Genomic DNA, 15,543 nt, shown 5'->3' on the forward strand with positions numbered 1-15,543 from the left:
CGGTGATCACCGGGCTGGCCTGGGACACTCCGCTGGGCCGGGACCTGGACGCGGTGTGGGAGCGGCTGTGCGCGGGCGATTCGGGCCTGGCGCCCGTCGACTCGCCGCACCCGTTGCGCAACAACCTCGCCGCCGTCATCGATGCGGTGCCGTACGGTACGCCGCCGGGCAAGCGCCAACGGCTGCTCGCCACCCGGGCGTTGGCCGCGGCCTTCGCGGACGCCGGTCTTCCCACGGCCGACCCCGAGGCCGGCCTGGTGCTGGGCACCAGCTTCGGCGCCTCCCTGGACGAGGCGGAGCCGACGCTGCACGCCTGGGCCGACGACGCGGCGGCGGACATCGGGCATCCCGGCACGCCGGTGTGCGTGATGACCGCGTGCTCCGCGGGGTCGGACGCCATCGCTCTCGCGCACACCCTGGTGCGCGCGGGCAGGCATCGCGTCTGTGTGGCGGGCGGGGTGGACGTGGTCACCGAGGCCAAGCGGCTCGGTCATTCCGCGCTGGGCACCATGAGTCCCACCGGCCTGCGGGCGTTCGACCGGGCACGCGACGGGATGCTGCTCGGCGAGGGCGCGGCCTTCGTGGTGGTCGAGCACCCCGACTCCGCCCGGGAACGCGGCGCCCGGGTGTACGCCCGGCTGCGCGGCGCCGGCGCGGCCAACGACGCCGCCGGGCTCACCGCGCCGGATCCGTCCGGCCGCGCCGTGGTGCGCGCGGTGGAACGCTGCCTGGCGTCGGCGGACCTGGCACCCGCGGACGTCGCGGTGGTCAACGCGCACGGGACCGGGACGCCGCTCAACGACGAGGTCGAGGCGCGCAGTCTGCTCGAACTCTTCGGTGACGACGGCCCGTTGATGTTCGCCACCAAGGGGGCGTTCGGGCACAGCCTGGGCGCGACCGGGGCCATCGAGGCCGTCGCGACGGTACTGGCACTGCGCGACCGACGGGTTCCACCGGTCATCGGGCTGAGCGATCCGGTGGCACCGCTGCGGCTGGCAACGGGATCGGCGCAACCCGTTGGCGTCGGCGCCGGATTGAGCCTGACGCTGGGTTTCGGCGGGTTCAACACGTGTCTGCTGTTCGAAGGGGTGAGGGAGTGACAGTCGTGCCGCCGGGCGCGCGGGTGCTGGGTTCGGCGACGGTGGTCGCCGACGACCCGGCCGAGCACGCGGTGAACAAGCCGTCCTTCTACGCCGACCCGGCGGCCTGGCTGATCGCCGCGACCGTGGACCGGGCACTGGCCGACTGCGCCGAGCCCGTACTGGACGCCGCCGACGACACCGGGATTCTGGTCATGAGCGCGACCGGGAGCGAGCGGACGATGCGCCGCATCGCCGCGTCGGTGCCCAGATCCCGGGTGTCGCCGCTGCGCTTCGCCGGAGCGAATCCCGGGGTGCTGGCCGGGCTGCCCGCCCTGCGCCACGGGCTGCGCGGGCCGTCACTGCTGCTGGCGGCGCACCCGGACCAGGCCACCCCCGTGGCGTTCACGGTGATCGGCGGATGGCTCGCGGACGGCCACGCCCGGCACGTCCTCCTGGTCGGCCTCCAATCGGCCGAGGGCGACGGGCAGGTCTGCCGCTGCCTGGTCCTGACCGGCACCGGGGCGGACCGGTGAACGGCCTCACCCGGTCCGGGGTGGCCGCCTTCCTGACCCGGGTCGACGGCGCGCCGGCCGGAGTGGACGACGTGCTGGAGGACCTGGCCGGACTCGGCCTGGCACCGGGCGACGCGGTCGTGCTCTGCCTGGCCAACGGAGCCGAACTGCTGCGCGTGCAGCTCTCGTCACTGCTGCTGGGCCTGGTGCCGCTCGCGGTGCCTCCGGGCACGCCGTGGCAGCGGGTGCGCGCGCTGGCCGGGCACGTCGGGGCCGGCGTGGTGGTGACCACCCGGCTGACCGGGGCAGAACAGCGGACGCCGGTCGGCGGCGCGTTCGCCGTGCCGACCGGGCATCCCGCCACCCGGTACCGGCCGGGCGAGATCCTGCTGTCCACCTCCGGCACCTCGGGGATGTTCAGCGCGTGCGTGCACCGGGTGTCCTCGCTGCTGCGCAACGCCCGCCTGCACGTCGGGGCCACGGGCATCACCGCGGCCGACACCCTGCTGGTGAACCTGCCGCTGTACTACTCCTACGCTCTCGTGGCGCAGGCGTTCGCGGCGTACGTGGCCGAGGCGCGACTGGTGCTCGACGGACCGCCGTTCTCACCCGCCGCGTACCGCGACACGATCGCCGCGCACGGGGTCACCCACTCCGCGGTGACACCGACGATCGCCCGCCAGCTGCTCGCCGACCCCGGACTCATCCCTCGTGGCCTGCGGGCGCTGGCGGTCGGCGGGGACCGGCTCGCGCCCGCCGAGGTGACGGACCTGCTGGCCGCGCGGCCATCCGCGGAGCTGTACCTCACCTACGGGCTCACCGAGGCCGGGCCGCGCGTGTCCACCCTGGCCGCGCACGCCGAGCCCGCGCACCGGTACGGCTCGGTGGGCCGCCCGCTGCCCGGGGTGCGCGCGTCGCTGCGCGAGGTGCGGGACGGGGTGGGCGAACTGCTCGTCGAGTCCGGAACCGTACTGCTGCGACGGGTCGGACAGCACAGCAAGCGCGTCCTGCTGGGACCGCGGACCATCGCCACCGGGGACGCCTTCTCCATCGACGACGGCTATCTGACCTTCCACGGACGCCTGTCGGACTTCGTGGTGCTGCGCGGCGAGAAGGTCTCGCTGAACACCGTCAGGCAAGCCGCGCACGCCATCCCGGGCGTGGTGCACTGCGTACCCAAGGTGGTGAACGAAGGCGGCACGCAGGTGCTCGACGTCCACCTGTCGGTCACCGACTCCTTCGCCAGCGGGGAGAAGGCGGCGCGGCGCCTCCTCAACTCCCAGTTGCTGCCCGCCGAACGCCCGCGCGCGGTCTTCATCTCCGCCGCCGACCCGGAGACCTTCCGCAAATGACCCTGCGCCTCGGCTGGACCGTCCCGACGTCCCTCTCCCCCGCCGGACTCCGCGAGTTCGCGGTGACCGCGGAGAACCTGGGGTACGACCACCTGTCCGTCCCCGAACACCTGGTGTCCAGCGCACCCGCCTACGAGAGTCTGACGCTGGTGGCGTTCCTGGCGGCGGTCACCACCCGGATCGAGCTGGCAACCGCGATGACGGTCCTGCCGCACCGCCCGGTGGTGCTCGCCGCCAAGCAGGCCGCGCAACTGGCCCACCTCAGCGGCGACCGACTGCGGCTGGGCATCGCCATCGGAGCCGACCCCGCCGAGTCCACCGCCCTGGGCGTAGCCCCGGCCTCCCGCGCGGCGCTCTTCGAGGAACAGGTCCGCGCGCTGCGCCTGTTGTGGACACGTCCTGAAGCGGAGTTCGACGGTGAGCACGTCACATTCTCCGGCGTCACCCTCACCCCCCGGCCGCGCCCGATCCCCCTCTGGATGGGCGGCGGCACCCTGCGCACCGGAGGCAGACCACGCTCGCTGCGCCGGATCGCCACCCTCGCCGACGGCTTCACCATGTCCGGCCTGCTCGCCAACCGGGTCAACCGCGGTGCCGCACTCATCGCCGAACTGCGCACGGCGGTGACCGAAGCCGGCCGCGACTGGCCCGCCTTCGGCGTGGAGGCCCGCCTCCGTCCCGCCCCCGGCCGGCCCGGCACCTGGCGCTCCCTGGCCGACGCCTGGCAGTCCGCCGGCGCCACCCACCTCACCGTCACCACCGACGACCTCTCCCTGCTGGCCCCCCTGCACGCGGCGCTGACCGAGTAGCCCGGCCTCCCCCGTGCCCCTCCCCACCTGACCACGATCTGCCACCACTTCAGGCGCCGGCTCCGGTCGGCGACAGGAGCCCCACCGCGTTTGGACGAGACGTCAGCAGTTCAGGATTCTCCTGCCTCGTACGCCTGCCACTCGTGAAGGGTCGCTCATGCGCCGCATCACCGTTACCGCCCTCTCCGCCCTGGCCGCCGCGGTCCTGGCCGCAGGACCGGCCGTCGCCGCTCCGGCACCGGAAGCCGCTTCGCACATCCCGGTGATCTTCGTCCACGGCCGCAACGCCGGCCCCGGGGTATGGGGCGACATGACCGCCTACTTCGAGCACCACGGATATTCCCAGGACCGGATCTTCGCCTGGGGCTACGACAGCAGCCAGTCCACGAACGAAGTGCTCGATGGCGAATTGGCCTCATACGTCGACGAGGTGCTGACCAAGACGGGCGCCCAGCAGGTGGACCTCGTTGCCCACAGTCTGGGCAGCCTCCCGACCCGCTGGTACGTCAAGTTCGGCGGCGGGCAGCAGAAAGTTGCCCACTGGGTGTCCCTGGCCGGCCCGAACCACGGCACGGATCTCGCCTGGGCCTGCGCCGCGTGGGACCAGGGGTGCAGGGACATGACGCCGGGCTCGTACGTCGTCTCACACCTCAACAGGGATACGGAGACCCCGGGGCCGGTGCGCTACACGACGTTCTGGTCGGCGTGCGACGAGCAGATCACCCCCGCGAAGAGCACCCCGCTGTCCGGTGCCACCAACGTCAAGACCGCCTGCCTCAAGCACAATGATTTCCTGTCGAACGACGAGGTGATATTGGGGGTGTTCGCGACCCTGACGGGCTGATGGCGCCAGACGCATGAGTCACCGCTCACGCTTACTCTTCGGCCGGGTGCCGGCGCAGGCGGCGTCCGAGGCCGGCGCGTCTCACCAGCTCGTGAACAGCAGGTGATTGATCAGCAGGGCGAGCGTGGCCTGGGCGCTCAGCCAGTAGCGGCGCCCCGCGGCCGGCAGGAGTGCGGTGGCCGTGAGGAGGAAGACGGCGAAGGGCAGCCAGATGCGTTCGGTCTCGGCCTTGCTCATGCCGGACAGGTCGGCCGCGGCGAGGGCGAGGAGCGTGGCCAGGACGAGGGCGGCGAGGCGGTCGGCTGCGGTCGTTTCGCCGGTGCGCAGCCGCTGCACGATGGCCGGGGTACGGGCCAGTGACCTGCGCAGTCCGGCGACGGTGGCGAGCCCGATGACCAGGACCGTGCAGGCGAGGTTGGCCCAGACGAAATAGCTGTACGGGCGGACGCCTCCCGCGCCTTGGTAGTAGCGCTCGACCAGCAGGTGGTACGCCTCCCACCAGTTGAAGCCCGTGAGGGCGAAGGCGAGCGGGACGGCGGATGCGCCGGTGAGGAACAGCGGGAGGGGACGCGGGGTGCGGGTGAGGAGCAGGACCGCGGCGGCGATGACGATGAAGAGGGTCAGGCCGTAGGAGAGGTAGGCCGTGAGGCCGAACAGGAGGCCGGAGCCGAGCGCGGCGGCTGCCGGGGAGCGGGTTGTGCGGGTCGCGGCCCGGGTGAGCAGCGCGATCGTCCAGGCCGCGACGGCGGCGAAGTAGCCGTCCGCCGAGGTGCCGATCCAGATCGCGGCCGGGGCCAGGACCAGGTAGGGCGCGGCCCTGCGGGCGAGTGTCGCGGAGGCGAGGGAGCGCACGGTGAGGAGTACGGCGGCCACGGCGCTGCTGCCCGCGGTGATGCAGAAGACCCCGGCCCAGGCGCCGCCGCCGAGGCCGATGCGGTCGAGCAGGACGAAGGTGAGGGTGGCGCCGGGTGGGTGGCCGGCGATGTGTGCGGGCCAGTTGTCGGGGGCGCCGACGAGGATGTGGTGGGTGAAGTCCCGCAACGTCGCCGGAATGTCATGGAACCGGCCGATGCCCTGAAGGTATTCGTTCGTGGTGGTGAGCCGTTCGGCGATGCCGCGGCACCAGCCGTCGATGAGCGCGAGGGACCAGATCCAGGCCATGGACGCGGCCCAGGCGCCGAGGAGCAGGGCCCGCCACGGCAGCCGTGCGGCGAGCGGCGGACCGTATGCGATCACCGCCGCGGCGACGGCGAGTGCCGCCGGTGTGCCCGGCCCGACGTGCGGATCCCACCAGGCCGCCAGAGGGGGCCAGTTGAGACGCAGGACATGGCCGGGGGCGTCGACGGACACGCCGATGAGGATGGCGGCCGCGACGAGCAGGACGGCGAGACCGGCGGCGAAGAGGTCGCGGCGTACGCCGGTGTGGTGGTGGGTGCTCACCCCCGCACGCTAAGTGAGTGAGGGGCGGTGCGGGGGCTTTGAGGGGCAGGCGTCATCGGACCGTCAGATCTGCGTGCTCCGGTCGGCGCCGCGCCGCCGTGCGCCCGATCCGTCCGCGTTTCGTCATCTTTTTCGGCCCCTTCGGACCCTGTGACGGGCATACCTTCGGGCCATGCGGTACATCTCACGGATCACCACCCCGGACAACCCCGGATTCTGGCGCAGTCCCCTGCGCGGCCCTTGGCTCACCTCGGTCCTGGGCGTCGTACTCCTGGCCGGTATCACGCTGCTGTTCGTGACGGGCCTGCTGTCGTACGCCGCGTACAACCCGGACCTGTCGCCGTTCAACGACAAGACGCCGGACAAGGGCCTGCTCGGCTTCTACCTCTTCGACTGGCCGACGAGCCCGCACTGGCTCTACCGGCTCAGCCAGGGCCTGCACGTCACGGTGGGCATCACGCTGATCCCCGTTCTGCTCGCCAAGCTGTGGTCGGTGGTCCCCAAACTGTTCGCGCTGCCCCCGGCGCGGTCGGTGGCACATGCGCTGGAACGGCTCTCGCTGCTGCTCCTGGTCGGTGGCGCGCTGTTCGAGTTCCTCACCGGGGTGCTCAACATCCAGCTGGATTACCTCTTCCCCGGCTCCTTCTACCGCCTGCACTTCTACGGCGCCTGGGTGTTCTTCGGCGCCTTCGTGGTGCATGTCGTACTGAAGCTGCCCAAGGCGCTGCGGGTGCTGCGCGAGCGAGGGCTGCGGGACCTGGGCCGGGAGGCGCGGGGAGAGCGGGAGCCGGACGAGGACAGCGGCCTGGTGACGCCCCGGCCCGCCGCGCCGACCGTGTCGCGGCGCGGGGCGCTCGGCATGGTCGGCGCGGGCTCACTGCTGCTGTTCGTGACGACGGCCGGGCAGGACTTCGACGGCGTGCGGGGCACCGCGCTCCTCGCGCCGCACGGCGGGGGCGATCCGGGGTCGGGGCCGAACGGGTTCCAGATCAACAAGACGGCCGCGGGGGTGGGCATCCAGCCTGCCGACACCGGCGGTGAGTGGCGGCTGACCGTCAGCGGGCCACGCGGCGGCCTCCGCCTCTCCCGGGACGACCTGCTGCAACTCGGCCTGCACAGCTCCGCGTTGCCCATCGCCTGTGTGGAGGGATGGTCGACGTCCGACCAGTGGTGGCGCGGTGTGCGGCTGCGGGACCTGGCCGCCCTCGCCGGCTTCGAGCAGGACCCGCCGGGCGTCCTGGTGGAGTCGTTGCAGCGCAGTGGCGCCTTCCGGAAGGCCGCGCTGCGCGACAACCAGGTGCGTGACCCGCGTTCCCTGCTCGCGCTTCAGGTCAACGGCGAGGATCTGTCGCTGGACCACGGGTACCCGGCGCGGATCATCGTGCCGGCCGCGCCCGGAGTGCTCAATACGAAGTGGGTGACCACGTTGACGTTTGGAGAGCTGCGATGAACCGTTTCCGGCGTTGGTACGGCCAGGGCCCACTGCAACTCCTGCTCCTGGCCGCCTCGTTCGCGCTCGCGCTCTACGCCGGCGTGCGTCTCCTGAAGGGTGACCTGGTGGCAATTGCCGCGTGGTTCGTCGGCGCCGCACTGGTCCACGACCTGCTCTTCGTGCCGCTGTACGCGTGCGCCGACCGGGCCCTTGCCAGGGTGGCGGGCCGGTCCCGCGGGCGTCGCTCCTGGATCACCTTCGTCCGCGTACCGGCTTTCCTGTCCGCGCTGTTGCTGCTGGTCTGGTTCCCTCTGATCGCCGGGCAGGTGAAGGGCTACGAGGCCGCCACCGGGCGGTCGGCCGACGGGTTCCTCGCCCGCTGGCTGCTGGTCTCGGCCGTGCTGTTCGCCGGTTCGGCCCTGTGGCTGGTGGTGCGGGTGTCACGCGGGCGGCGCAGTGCCACGAAGGGGCGTCCGTCGACGGCCCACTGAGCCGTGGGCCGCCAGCCGAGCCGGTGGGCGTACCGGAGCAGTGCCGGAGCACCGAGGCGGGCCCAGGGGAACGCCCTGCCCGGGGCGCCGCGCCCGTCGTCGACATGCACGTTCACCCGCTCGTCGACGTCGATGGGCGCGGTCTCGACGATCAGCAGCCCGTCGGGGGCGAGGAGGCCCGCGATCCGGGTGAGCAGCGCGACGGGGTCGCCGCCGATGCCCAGGTTGCCGTCGATGAGCAGGGCGGTGCCCCAACGCCCCTCGCCCGGAAGGGATTCGAAGACCGATCGGAGCAGCGCCGTGCCGCCGAGCCGCAGCGCATGGGCGACGGCGGCCTCGCTGACGTCGATGCCCAGGGCGCGTCGGCCGCGGGCGGCGAGTGCGGCGACGAGGCGGCCGGGACCGCACCCGATGTCCAGGACGCTGCCCTGGCAGCGGTGCAGTGCGGACAGGTCGGCCCGGTCGGGGTCCGCGCACCAGCGCTCGACGTCGAGCGGCAGCAGCCAGCCGTCGGTGCGTCGCAGGAACAGCGGGCCGCGGCCGCGTCGCAGGGCGTCGGTGTAGGGGTCCGCGCGCCAGGGAGCGGCCTGGACGGTGTCATCCGCCGCGGCGGCACGGACAGCGCCCGGCACCGTGGCGCTCATCGGCCGCCCACCAGGGAGGAGGGGCCGGCCGCCGGCGCGAGCCGGGCGTATGCCGCGGCGAACCGGCCGCCCGGCGCGGCGGCCGCGACCGCTCCGGCGTCGTCCGCCGTGTCGACGTCACGGAGGCGGGGCAGGTCGCGCACCCGCAGCCCCGCGCCGGTGAGCCGGGCTCGTTGGGCCGCGCCGGTCCGCGCCGTGGACATGGGCACACCACGCAGCAGTTCCGGGTCGGGCTCGGCCAGGCCGAGGGCCCAGAAGCCGCCGTCGACGGCCGGGCCGAACCAGGCGTCGCAGCTCTGCCAGGCTTCGGCGCCGAGAGCGGGGGCCAGGAGTCCGGGCGAGATCTGCGGGGTGTCCATGCCGACGAGCAGGGCCGGTCCTTCGCATCCGGCGAAGGCGGCGGCGAGCCGTTCGTCCAGGCCGCCCGCGCACTGCGGCACGACCTCGACGCCGGGCGGCAGCCAGGGCCCTGACTCCCCTTCGAGCACGAGGACGCGACGGCGAGCGGGTGCCGCGAGGACGGTGCCGAGGGTGTCGGTGAGTGCGGCCGTCGCCAGTTCTGCGGCCTGCTCGGGTGAGTAGGGCGGTGTGAGGCGGGTCTTCACGCGCCCCGGCACCGGCTCTTTGGCGATGACGAGCAGGGTCGTACACGGGCTCACGTCGTATCCCCCGTCCGCTGTGCCGCCGTGGCCCGCTCGCCTGTCGCCGGACCCCCTGCCCCGCCCGCCGGCGGCTCCGCGAGCACCGCCCGCATGTCGCGCACCGCGTGCCACGTTCCCCGCCAGGTACCGGTGACCTTCGACTTTCCGGTGCGCGGCAGGTAGGGCACGTCCCGCTCCTCGATCCGCCAGCCCGCGTCGGCCGCCCGCACCACCATCTGCAGCGGATAGCCGCTGCGCCGGTCGGTCAGGCCGAGGCCGAGCAGGGCTTCGCGCCGGGCCGCCCGCATCGGCCCCAGGTCGTGCAGCCGCAGGCCGGTGCGCCGCCGCAGCATGTGGGACAGCGCGAGATTGCCCGCACGGGCGTGCACAGGCCACGCCCCGGGTCCTTGCGGCCGCCGGCGCCCGAGGATCAGGTCGGCGCTGCCCGCGAGAACGTCCTGTGCGAACGGTTCGAGCAGCCCCGGGTCGAGCGAGGCATCGCAGTCGCAGAAGCAGACGAGGTCCGCGTCGGACGCGGTGAGCCCGGCGTGGCAGGCCGCTCCGAAGCCGCGCCGCGGCTCGTGCACGACGGTGGCGCCAAGCGAGCGGGCCAGGTCGGCCGAGCCATCGGTCGATCCGTTGTCGACGACGATCGCCCGCCAGCCCGCGGGGATGCGTTCGATGACCCAGGGAAGCGCGGCGGCCTCGTCGAGGCAGGGCAGCACCACATCGGTGCGTACGGCGGGTGGGCCGGCCAGGTCGGCCGGCGCTGGGTAAGGGTGCGTCACATCGCTCACCCTACGAACCCGAAACGCACATTTCGGACTTCAAGTCCTTACGAAACACGGACATCAGCCGCCTGAGCAGAAGCTCGGCGGGACGGCCGTGCGCGGGCGGTGCGAGGCTGGCTCCATGCAGACACCACTCCAGAAGCGAGCACCTGGCGTCGGCCGCAGTACCCCGGACGGCGCTCTCCGGGTGCTCGTCGTGGACGACGACCCCACGGTCGCCGAGGTCGTCACGGGCTACCTCGACCGCGCCGGGTACGACGTCGACCGCGCAGGCGACGGCCCCACGGCGCTGGAACGAGCCGCCGCGCACTGGCCCGACCTCGTCGTCCTGGATCTGATGCTGCCCGGCATGGACGGCCTGGAGGTCTGCCGCACGCTGCGCGCCAAGGGCCCGGTGCCGGTCGTCATGCTCACCGCCCGCGGCGACGAGGACGACCGCATCCTGGGCCTGGAGATCGGGGCCGACGACTACGTGACCAAACCGTTCAGCCCGCGGGAACTGGTCCTGCGCGTCGAATCGGTGCTGCGCCGCAGCCGGGCGGCCGCCCCCGGCCTGCCCGCCGCGCCACTGCGCATGGCCGGCCTCGCACTCGACGAAGCCGCCCGCCGCGCGACGAAAGGTACGGCCGCACTCGCCCTGACCATCCGCGAGTTCGACCTCCTCGCGTTCCTCCTGCGGCACCCGGGCCGGGCGTTCGCCCGCGAGGAACTGATGCGTGAGGTGTGGGGCTGGGAGTTCGGCGACCTGTCGACCGTCACGGTCCACATCCGCAGGCTGCGCGGCAAGGTCGAGGACGATCCGGCACACCCCCGCCTGATCCGGACGGTATGGGGCCTGGGATACCGCCTCGACGTACCGGACGCTCCGGGCGCCTCCCCCGGCGCGCAGCACCAGGACCCGCCCGTCCCGCCCGGCAGCCCCGAACCGCCCCGAACCGAAGGCTGATCCCGTGCAGGCCACCCTCCTCATCGCGCTCTTCGCCTTCCTCGGCGCCGGGACCGCCGGCCTGATCGGCGCCCTGGCGCTGCGGCTGCTGCGGCACCGCTCACTCGTGGTGACCCTGACCGTCGTCGCCGCCGTCGCCGTCACCGCGATGCTGGCCGGAACCCTCTCCGTGGCCTGGGAGATGTTCCTGTCCCCGCACGACCTGAAGGTGGTCACCATCGTGGTCGCGATGGCCGCGGTGGTCTCGCTCGCCACCGCGGTGCTGCTCGGCCGCTGGGTGGCCGCCCGCAGCAGGGCGCTGACCGAGGCGGCGCGCTCCTTCGGCGACGGCGGCAGCTTCGCCGCGCCGCCCGAGCGGGTGAGCGCCGAACTCGCCGCGCTGACAGCCGAGTTGCAGTCCACCAGTGCCAAGCTGGCCGCGTCGCGGGAACGCGAGCGCGCCTTGGAGACCTCGCGACGTGAGCTGGTCGCCTGGATCTCGCACGACCTGCGCACCCCGCTGGCCGGACTGCGCGCCATGTCCGAGGCCCTTGAGGACGGCGTGGCCGCCGATCCCGACCGCTATCTGCGGCGGATCCGCACCGAGGTCGAACGTCTCAACTCCATGGTCGGCGACCTGTTCGAGCTCTCCCGCATCCACGCGGGCGCCCTCGCCCTGGCCCCGTCGCGGATCTCCGTGTACGACCTGGTCGGCGACGCGCTCGCCGGCGCCGACCCGCTCGCCCGCGAGCACGGAGTCCGGCTGGTCGGTGACGCCGTGGACTCCGTGCCCGTGGAGGTCGACAGCAAGGAGATGAGCCGCGTCCTGGGCAACCTCCTGATCAACGCGATCCGCCGCACCCCGGCCGACGGCACCGTCGCCGTGGCCGCCAAGCGCTCCCCGGACGGCGTCGTCCTGTCCGTGACGGACGGCTGCGGAGGCATCCCCGACGAGGACCTGTCCCGCGTCTTCGACACCGGCTGGCGTGGCAGCCACGCCCGCACGCCGCCGGCCGGTGCGGGCCTCGGCCTGGCCATCGTGCGCGGCATCGTCGAGGCGCACCAGGGCAGGGCAGCGGTACGGAACGTGGCGGGCGGCTGCTGCTTCGAGGTCACCCTGCCGGCCGTGTCCGCCTGACCGGAACCCCGGCCGCGCTCAGCGCAGGTCCGCCTTCGCGAACTCCGCCATGCCCTCCGCGAAACCCACCTCGGCCTTCCAGCCCAGCTCCGCCCGCAGCCGTCCCGAATCCGCGGTGACATGCCGTACGTCGCCCAGCCGGTACTCGCCGGTCACCACCGGCCGGGGCCCGCCGAACGCACCGGCCAGCTCCGTCGCCATCTCCCCGACGGTGTGCGGCTCCCCGCTGCCCGTGTTGTATGCGGAGAACGCCCCCGCGGCCCCGTCCCGCACCGCCTCCAGCGCCACCGCATTGGCGGCTGCGACATCCCGTACGTGCACGAAGTCACGCCGCTGACGGCCGTCTTCGAAGACGCGTGGCGCCTCGCCGCGCTCCAGGGCCGACCGGAAGAACGAGGCCACTCCGGCGTAAGGCGTGTCGCGCGGCATCCCGGGCCCGTACACGTTGTGGTAGCGCAAGGACACCGCCCGGCCGCCGGTCGCGCGCGCCCACGCGGCGGCCAGATGCTCCTGCGTCAGCTTGGTCGCGGCGTACACATTGCGCGGGTCGACGGGCGCGTCCTCGCCCACGAGACCGGGCTTCAACTCGGCTCCGCAGGAAGGACAGCGGGGTTCGAACCGCCCGGCGTCGAGATCGGCGACGGCCCGCGGCCCCGGCCGCACCGCCCCGTGCCGGGAGCACGCGTAGCGCCCCTCCCCGTACACGACCATCGATCCGGCGAGCACCAGATGCCGCACGCCGGCCTCGGCCATTCCGGCGAGCAGTACCGCGGTGCCCAGGTCGTTGCAGCCGACGTACTCGGGAGCGTCGGCGAAGTCCTTCCCGAGCCCCACCATCGCCGCCTGGTGGCAGACCACGTCCACCCCGCGCAGCGCGGCCCGTACCGCTTCCGGCGACCGGACGTCGGCAACGATCCAGCTCTGACCGCCGGGCGGTCGTGGCGGCTGTGCGTGGGCCGAGGGCAGCAGTGCGTCGAGCACCACCACCTCGTGCTCCTGCCGCCCGAGGACTTCGACGATCTGTGACCCGATGAATCCGGCTCCGCCGGTGACCAGTACGCGCATGCGCGCCACGCTAAGCCCGGCACGAGCCCGCACCCGGTGTCCGTCCGGCCATGTCACCGGTCCGTAAGAACTTCTGCCGCGCCGTCGCGCGGGGCCCGGCGGCCCGCGTCGACCCGGCGGACGGCACCACGGGCCCGGCCGGGGAAGCGGTCGGATCTGCGGTTCTGTCGAAAGCAGGAGCAAGGGGCCTATTTTGTGTTCTGTGAGCCGACCGGCTCCACTCGAAAACAGACGCAGCCCCGCGGACGATCAGCCTCCGCATACCGCGACACCACCCCTGGGGCTTATGTCCGCCCACCGCAGGGCACGGTCGCTAACATCACGCGCGCCACGCCACGCGCCCCATGCGGCGCGCGCCACGTTCGGTTCGCATCCCACCGGGAGAAACGTGTTGCAGACCCAGACCGTCACGCACGCAGACCGCCAGCTCGCCTGGGAGGGCTTCTGCACCGGCCCCCTGGTGCTCTCCCACGAGGAACTCGACGCCCTCGCCTCGCAGTTGCTCGGGCTCGATCTCGCGGGTGTCGAGGCCGCGGCCCGGAAGGAACTCGTGCCGCACCCGGTCGCCAGAGGCGCGGCCCCGGCGGTCCTCCTCGGTTCCGCCACCACGCTCAAGAAGTGCTACGAGGCGGATCTCGCGCACATCGCCCAGGGCCGGGCGCCGGACGACTTCGCCACCTACAACGAGGCCCGCGCGGTCTATCTGGCCGCGCCCGGTGACCTCGTGGTGGGCCGCACGGAACCGTGGCGGCAGGCCGTCGCGGGCAGCACCGCCGAGCCGGTGGAGGTGCCCGAGCTGCGCTACTACTACCTCACGCACGCGCTGCTGACCCTGGCCGCGCAGTCACCGCCGGACGCCCCCGCCACGCCGCTGGCCCGGCTGCTGCGGCAGCTCCGCCGGGCCCCGCACACCGTCGTCCGGCTCTTCGCCATCGACCCCGAGGCCCGCGTACTGCTGCTGTGGCTGAAGCGCACCGCGGGCCTGGAGCGGCTGCTGGTGGACGCCAACGGCCAGGAGGTCGCCGAGCGCTGGAACCGCAAGACCACGCTGTACCCCACCGTCGAGGCCGCCGCGGACCTGCCGGGACCGGCCGCCGCCGACCCGTACGACACCCTCGCGGCCGAGGCCCGGCTGACTCCGTTCACCCAGGAATTCGGAGTGCTGCTGCCCCGGCTGCCCGGCTACTCGATCACCCGCGCGGGCGCCGATCCGGTTTCCATGACGCGGCGGGTGCGGGCCGCCGCCCGGCTGCTGCGCGAGCGCTACGGGCTGCCGCTGGGCTGCTTCAAGCCCGCCGAGGCCCTCACCGGCAGCCGCATCAGGACGGCCGTACCGCTGGACGACCCCGACGCGCTCGACGCGCTGGCCCGGCAGGCCATGGAGACCGAGGAGGACTACGTCCTGGAAGCACACACCGACTATCTGCGCCACCAGGTCACCGGCTACGAGTTCATCCTGGCGCCTTCCACGCACGTGGTGGCGGGCCGGCTGGCCGAGGGCGGCACGGTCCAGATCACCCGGGGCAGCGTCTGGGAGGGCAGCGTCTACATCGATGAGGACACCTGCGGGCGGTTCGGCATCAGCCCGGACCGGTTCAGGACCGTGCGGGAGGGGATGGCGGGCCTGCTGGACGCCTGCGAGGGCGACGGGCGGAGCCTGGGCTTCGTCAAGGGCGGCGTGGACTTCGCCATCGCGCGGGTGGGCGGCCGGTTCGGCGCCGCCCCGGTGGTCGGGATGCAGGATCTGAACCTGTCCTCCAACGGCGCGGAGTACGTCCGCGCCTTCCTGGGCGAGGCCCGCCGGGCCCTCGGCGGCGACCGTCGCGTCTACGCCGCCACCAAGGTGGTCCGCCCCTGCCCCGGCATCGACCTCCGGCGACTGAAAGCCGCCGCCGAGGACGACGCTCCGGACCGGTGGACCAGGGTGATCACCTCCGTGCCGGGATGCTGGGGCATGGTCGGGGTCGCGGGGCCGTGCCCGCGGCAGGCCGCGGAGGACGTCCTGGCCCTGGAGCAGCAGTTGCACGCGGCGGGGCTGCTGCGGAACTCCCTGCGCCACGCGTCCGCGCCCTGCGGCGCCTGAGTCCTTCCGACTCCCGCACCGCCCTCCTCCACAGGGGGACGGTGCGCTCTCGGGCGGTCCGGCCGGGGTGACGATGTGGCGTCTGAGATTTCCGGGACTCCCGTGATATCAGGGAAAGCGCTTTCCGGCCTTTCCGTGCCTTGTCCGGTAACACCCCTGGGGTTGACGCCTGATAAAGCAGCTGCCACTGTGCTCGAAGTCGATTGCCGGGCGAGGGGTGACGCGTGAGCATATCCAGCGACCTGAACAACCCCAGGGAAATCCCCGAAGAAGATCCATTCCAGGAAAGCACAG

Annotated in this window: 14 protein-coding genes; 9 read left to right on the forward strand and 5 right to left on the reverse strand. The window is 73.1% G+C overall.

The annotated features are described in order from the left end of the window. The first annotated feature begins 2 nt into the window (after positions 1-2). The 5 genes from amcF to LIU39_RS08705 all read left to right on the forward strand — a co-directional run bounded on the left by amcF (position 3) and on the right by LIU39_RS08705 (position 4,599). Positions 3-1,100, forward strand: a complete 1,098-nt coding sequence (amcF, locus tag LIU39_RS08685; protein ID WP_227046002.1) for a cispentacin biosynthesis acyltransferase subunit AmcF — start codon at positions 3-5, stop codon at positions 1,098-1,100. Continuing rightward, a complete protein-coding gene (gene amcG, locus LIU39_RS08690) occupies positions 1,097-1,615 on the forward strand; it encodes a cispentacin moiety biosynthesis protein AmcG (protein WP_227046003.1) in 519 nt (172 codons plus the stop codon). Before amcF ends, amcG begins: the two co-directional genes overlap by 4 nt. Continuing rightward, positions 1,612-2,946, forward strand: a complete 1,335-nt coding sequence (amcH, locus tag LIU39_RS08695; RefSeq protein ID WP_227046004.1) for an adenylate-forming 2-oxoglutaryl-ACP ligase AmcH — start codon at positions 1,612-1,614, stop codon at positions 2,944-2,946. Before amcG ends, amcH begins: the two co-directional genes overlap by 4 nt. Continuing rightward, positions 2,943-3,755: a TIGR03619 family F420-dependent LLM class oxidoreductase gene (locus LIU39_RS08700; protein ID WP_227046005.1), complete on the forward strand. Its 813-nt coding sequence runs from the start codon at positions 2,943-2,945 to the stop codon at positions 3,753-3,755. Before amcH ends, LIU39_RS08700 begins: the two co-directional genes overlap by 4 nt. Positions 3,756-3,912: 157 nt before the next feature. Then, entirely contained in the window at positions 3,913-4,599 is a 687-nt protein-coding gene (locus LIU39_RS08705) for an esterase/lipase family protein (protein ID WP_227046006.1), read from the forward strand. A gap of 81 nt (positions 4,600-4,680) precedes the next feature. On the opposite strand, the gene LIU39_RS08710 is transcribed toward LIU39_RS08705, so the two are convergent. Beyond that, entirely contained in the window at positions 4,681-6,039 is a 1,359-nt protein-coding gene (locus tag LIU39_RS08710; protein WP_227046007.1) for a hypothetical protein, read from the reverse strand. A gap of 172 nt (positions 6,040-6,211) precedes the next feature. Between LIU39_RS08710 and LIU39_RS08715 the strand changes: the two genes are divergently transcribed. Continuing rightward, positions 6,212-7,489 (forward strand): molybdopterin-dependent oxidoreductase, encoded by a 1,278-nt coding sequence (locus LIU39_RS08715; RefSeq protein ID WP_227046008.1) that lies wholly within the window; start codon positions 6,212-6,214, stop codon positions 7,487-7,489. A gap of 316 nt (positions 7,490-7,805) precedes the next feature. Here the strand turns inward: LIU39_RS08715 and LIU39_RS08720 are convergent, their stop codons facing one another. Genes LIU39_RS08720 through LIU39_RS08730 form a run of 3 tightly spaced genes read right to left on the reverse strand, consistent with a single transcriptional unit; the run spans position 7,806 to position 10,035 of the window. Further along, on the reverse strand, positions 7,806-8,606 hold the full coding sequence (locus tag LIU39_RS08720) for a methyltransferase domain-containing protein (RefSeq protein ID WP_227046009.1): 801 nt from the start codon (positions 8,604-8,606) through the stop codon (positions 7,806-7,808). Then, on the reverse strand, positions 8,603-9,265 hold the full coding sequence (locus LIU39_RS08725) for a TIGR04282 family arsenosugar biosynthesis glycosyltransferase (protein ID WP_227046010.1): 663 nt from the start codon (positions 9,263-9,265) through the stop codon (positions 8,603-8,605). The genes LIU39_RS08720 and LIU39_RS08725 overlap by 4 nt, the downstream gene beginning before the upstream one ends. Next, a complete protein-coding gene (locus LIU39_RS08730; RefSeq protein WP_227046011.1) occupies positions 9,262-10,035 on the reverse strand; it encodes a glycosyltransferase family 2 protein in 774 nt (257 codons plus the stop codon). The genes LIU39_RS08725 and LIU39_RS08730 overlap by 4 nt, the downstream gene beginning before the upstream one ends. A gap of 124 nt (positions 10,036-10,159) precedes the next feature. Here LIU39_RS08730 and LIU39_RS08735 point away from each other — a divergent pair, with 124 nt between their 5' ends. Together LIU39_RS08735 and LIU39_RS08740 are read left to right on the forward strand one after the other, a co-directional pair. Further along, positions 10,160-10,984 carry a response regulator transcription factor gene (locus tag LIU39_RS08735; RefSeq protein WP_227046012.1) on the forward strand — a complete coding sequence of 275 codons (825 nt, stop codon included), beginning with the start codon at positions 10,160-10,162 and terminating at the stop codon, positions 10,982-10,984. A 4-nt stretch (positions 10,985-10,988) separates the two neighbouring features. After that, the gene (locus LIU39_RS08740) at positions 10,989-12,101 is read left to right on the forward strand and encodes a sensor histidine kinase (RefSeq protein ID WP_227046013.1); all 1,113 of its coding nucleotides are present in this window, start codon (positions 10,989-10,991) and stop codon (positions 12,099-12,101) included. Positions 12,102-12,119: 18 nt separating this feature from the next. On the opposite strand, the gene LIU39_RS08745 is transcribed toward LIU39_RS08740, so the two are convergent. Further along, positions 12,120-13,166: an NAD-dependent epimerase/dehydratase family protein gene (locus tag LIU39_RS08745; RefSeq protein WP_227046014.1), complete on the reverse strand. Its 1,047-nt coding sequence runs from the start codon at positions 13,164-13,166 to the stop codon at positions 12,120-12,122. A gap of 391 nt (positions 13,167-13,557) precedes the next feature. Here LIU39_RS08745 and LIU39_RS08750 point away from each other — a divergent pair, with 391 nt between their 5' ends. Next, positions 13,558-15,249 carry a hypothetical protein gene (locus LIU39_RS08750; RefSeq protein WP_227046015.1) on the forward strand — a complete coding sequence of 564 codons (1,692 nt, stop codon included), beginning with the start codon at positions 13,558-13,560 and terminating at the stop codon, positions 15,247-15,249. Positions 15,250-15,543: the final 294 nt, after the last annotated feature.

The organism is Streptomyces pinistramenti, assembly GCF_020564935.1.
Classification (GTDB): domain Bacteria; phylum Actinomycetota; class Actinomycetes; order Streptomycetales; family Streptomycetaceae; genus Streptomyces; species Streptomyces pinistramenti.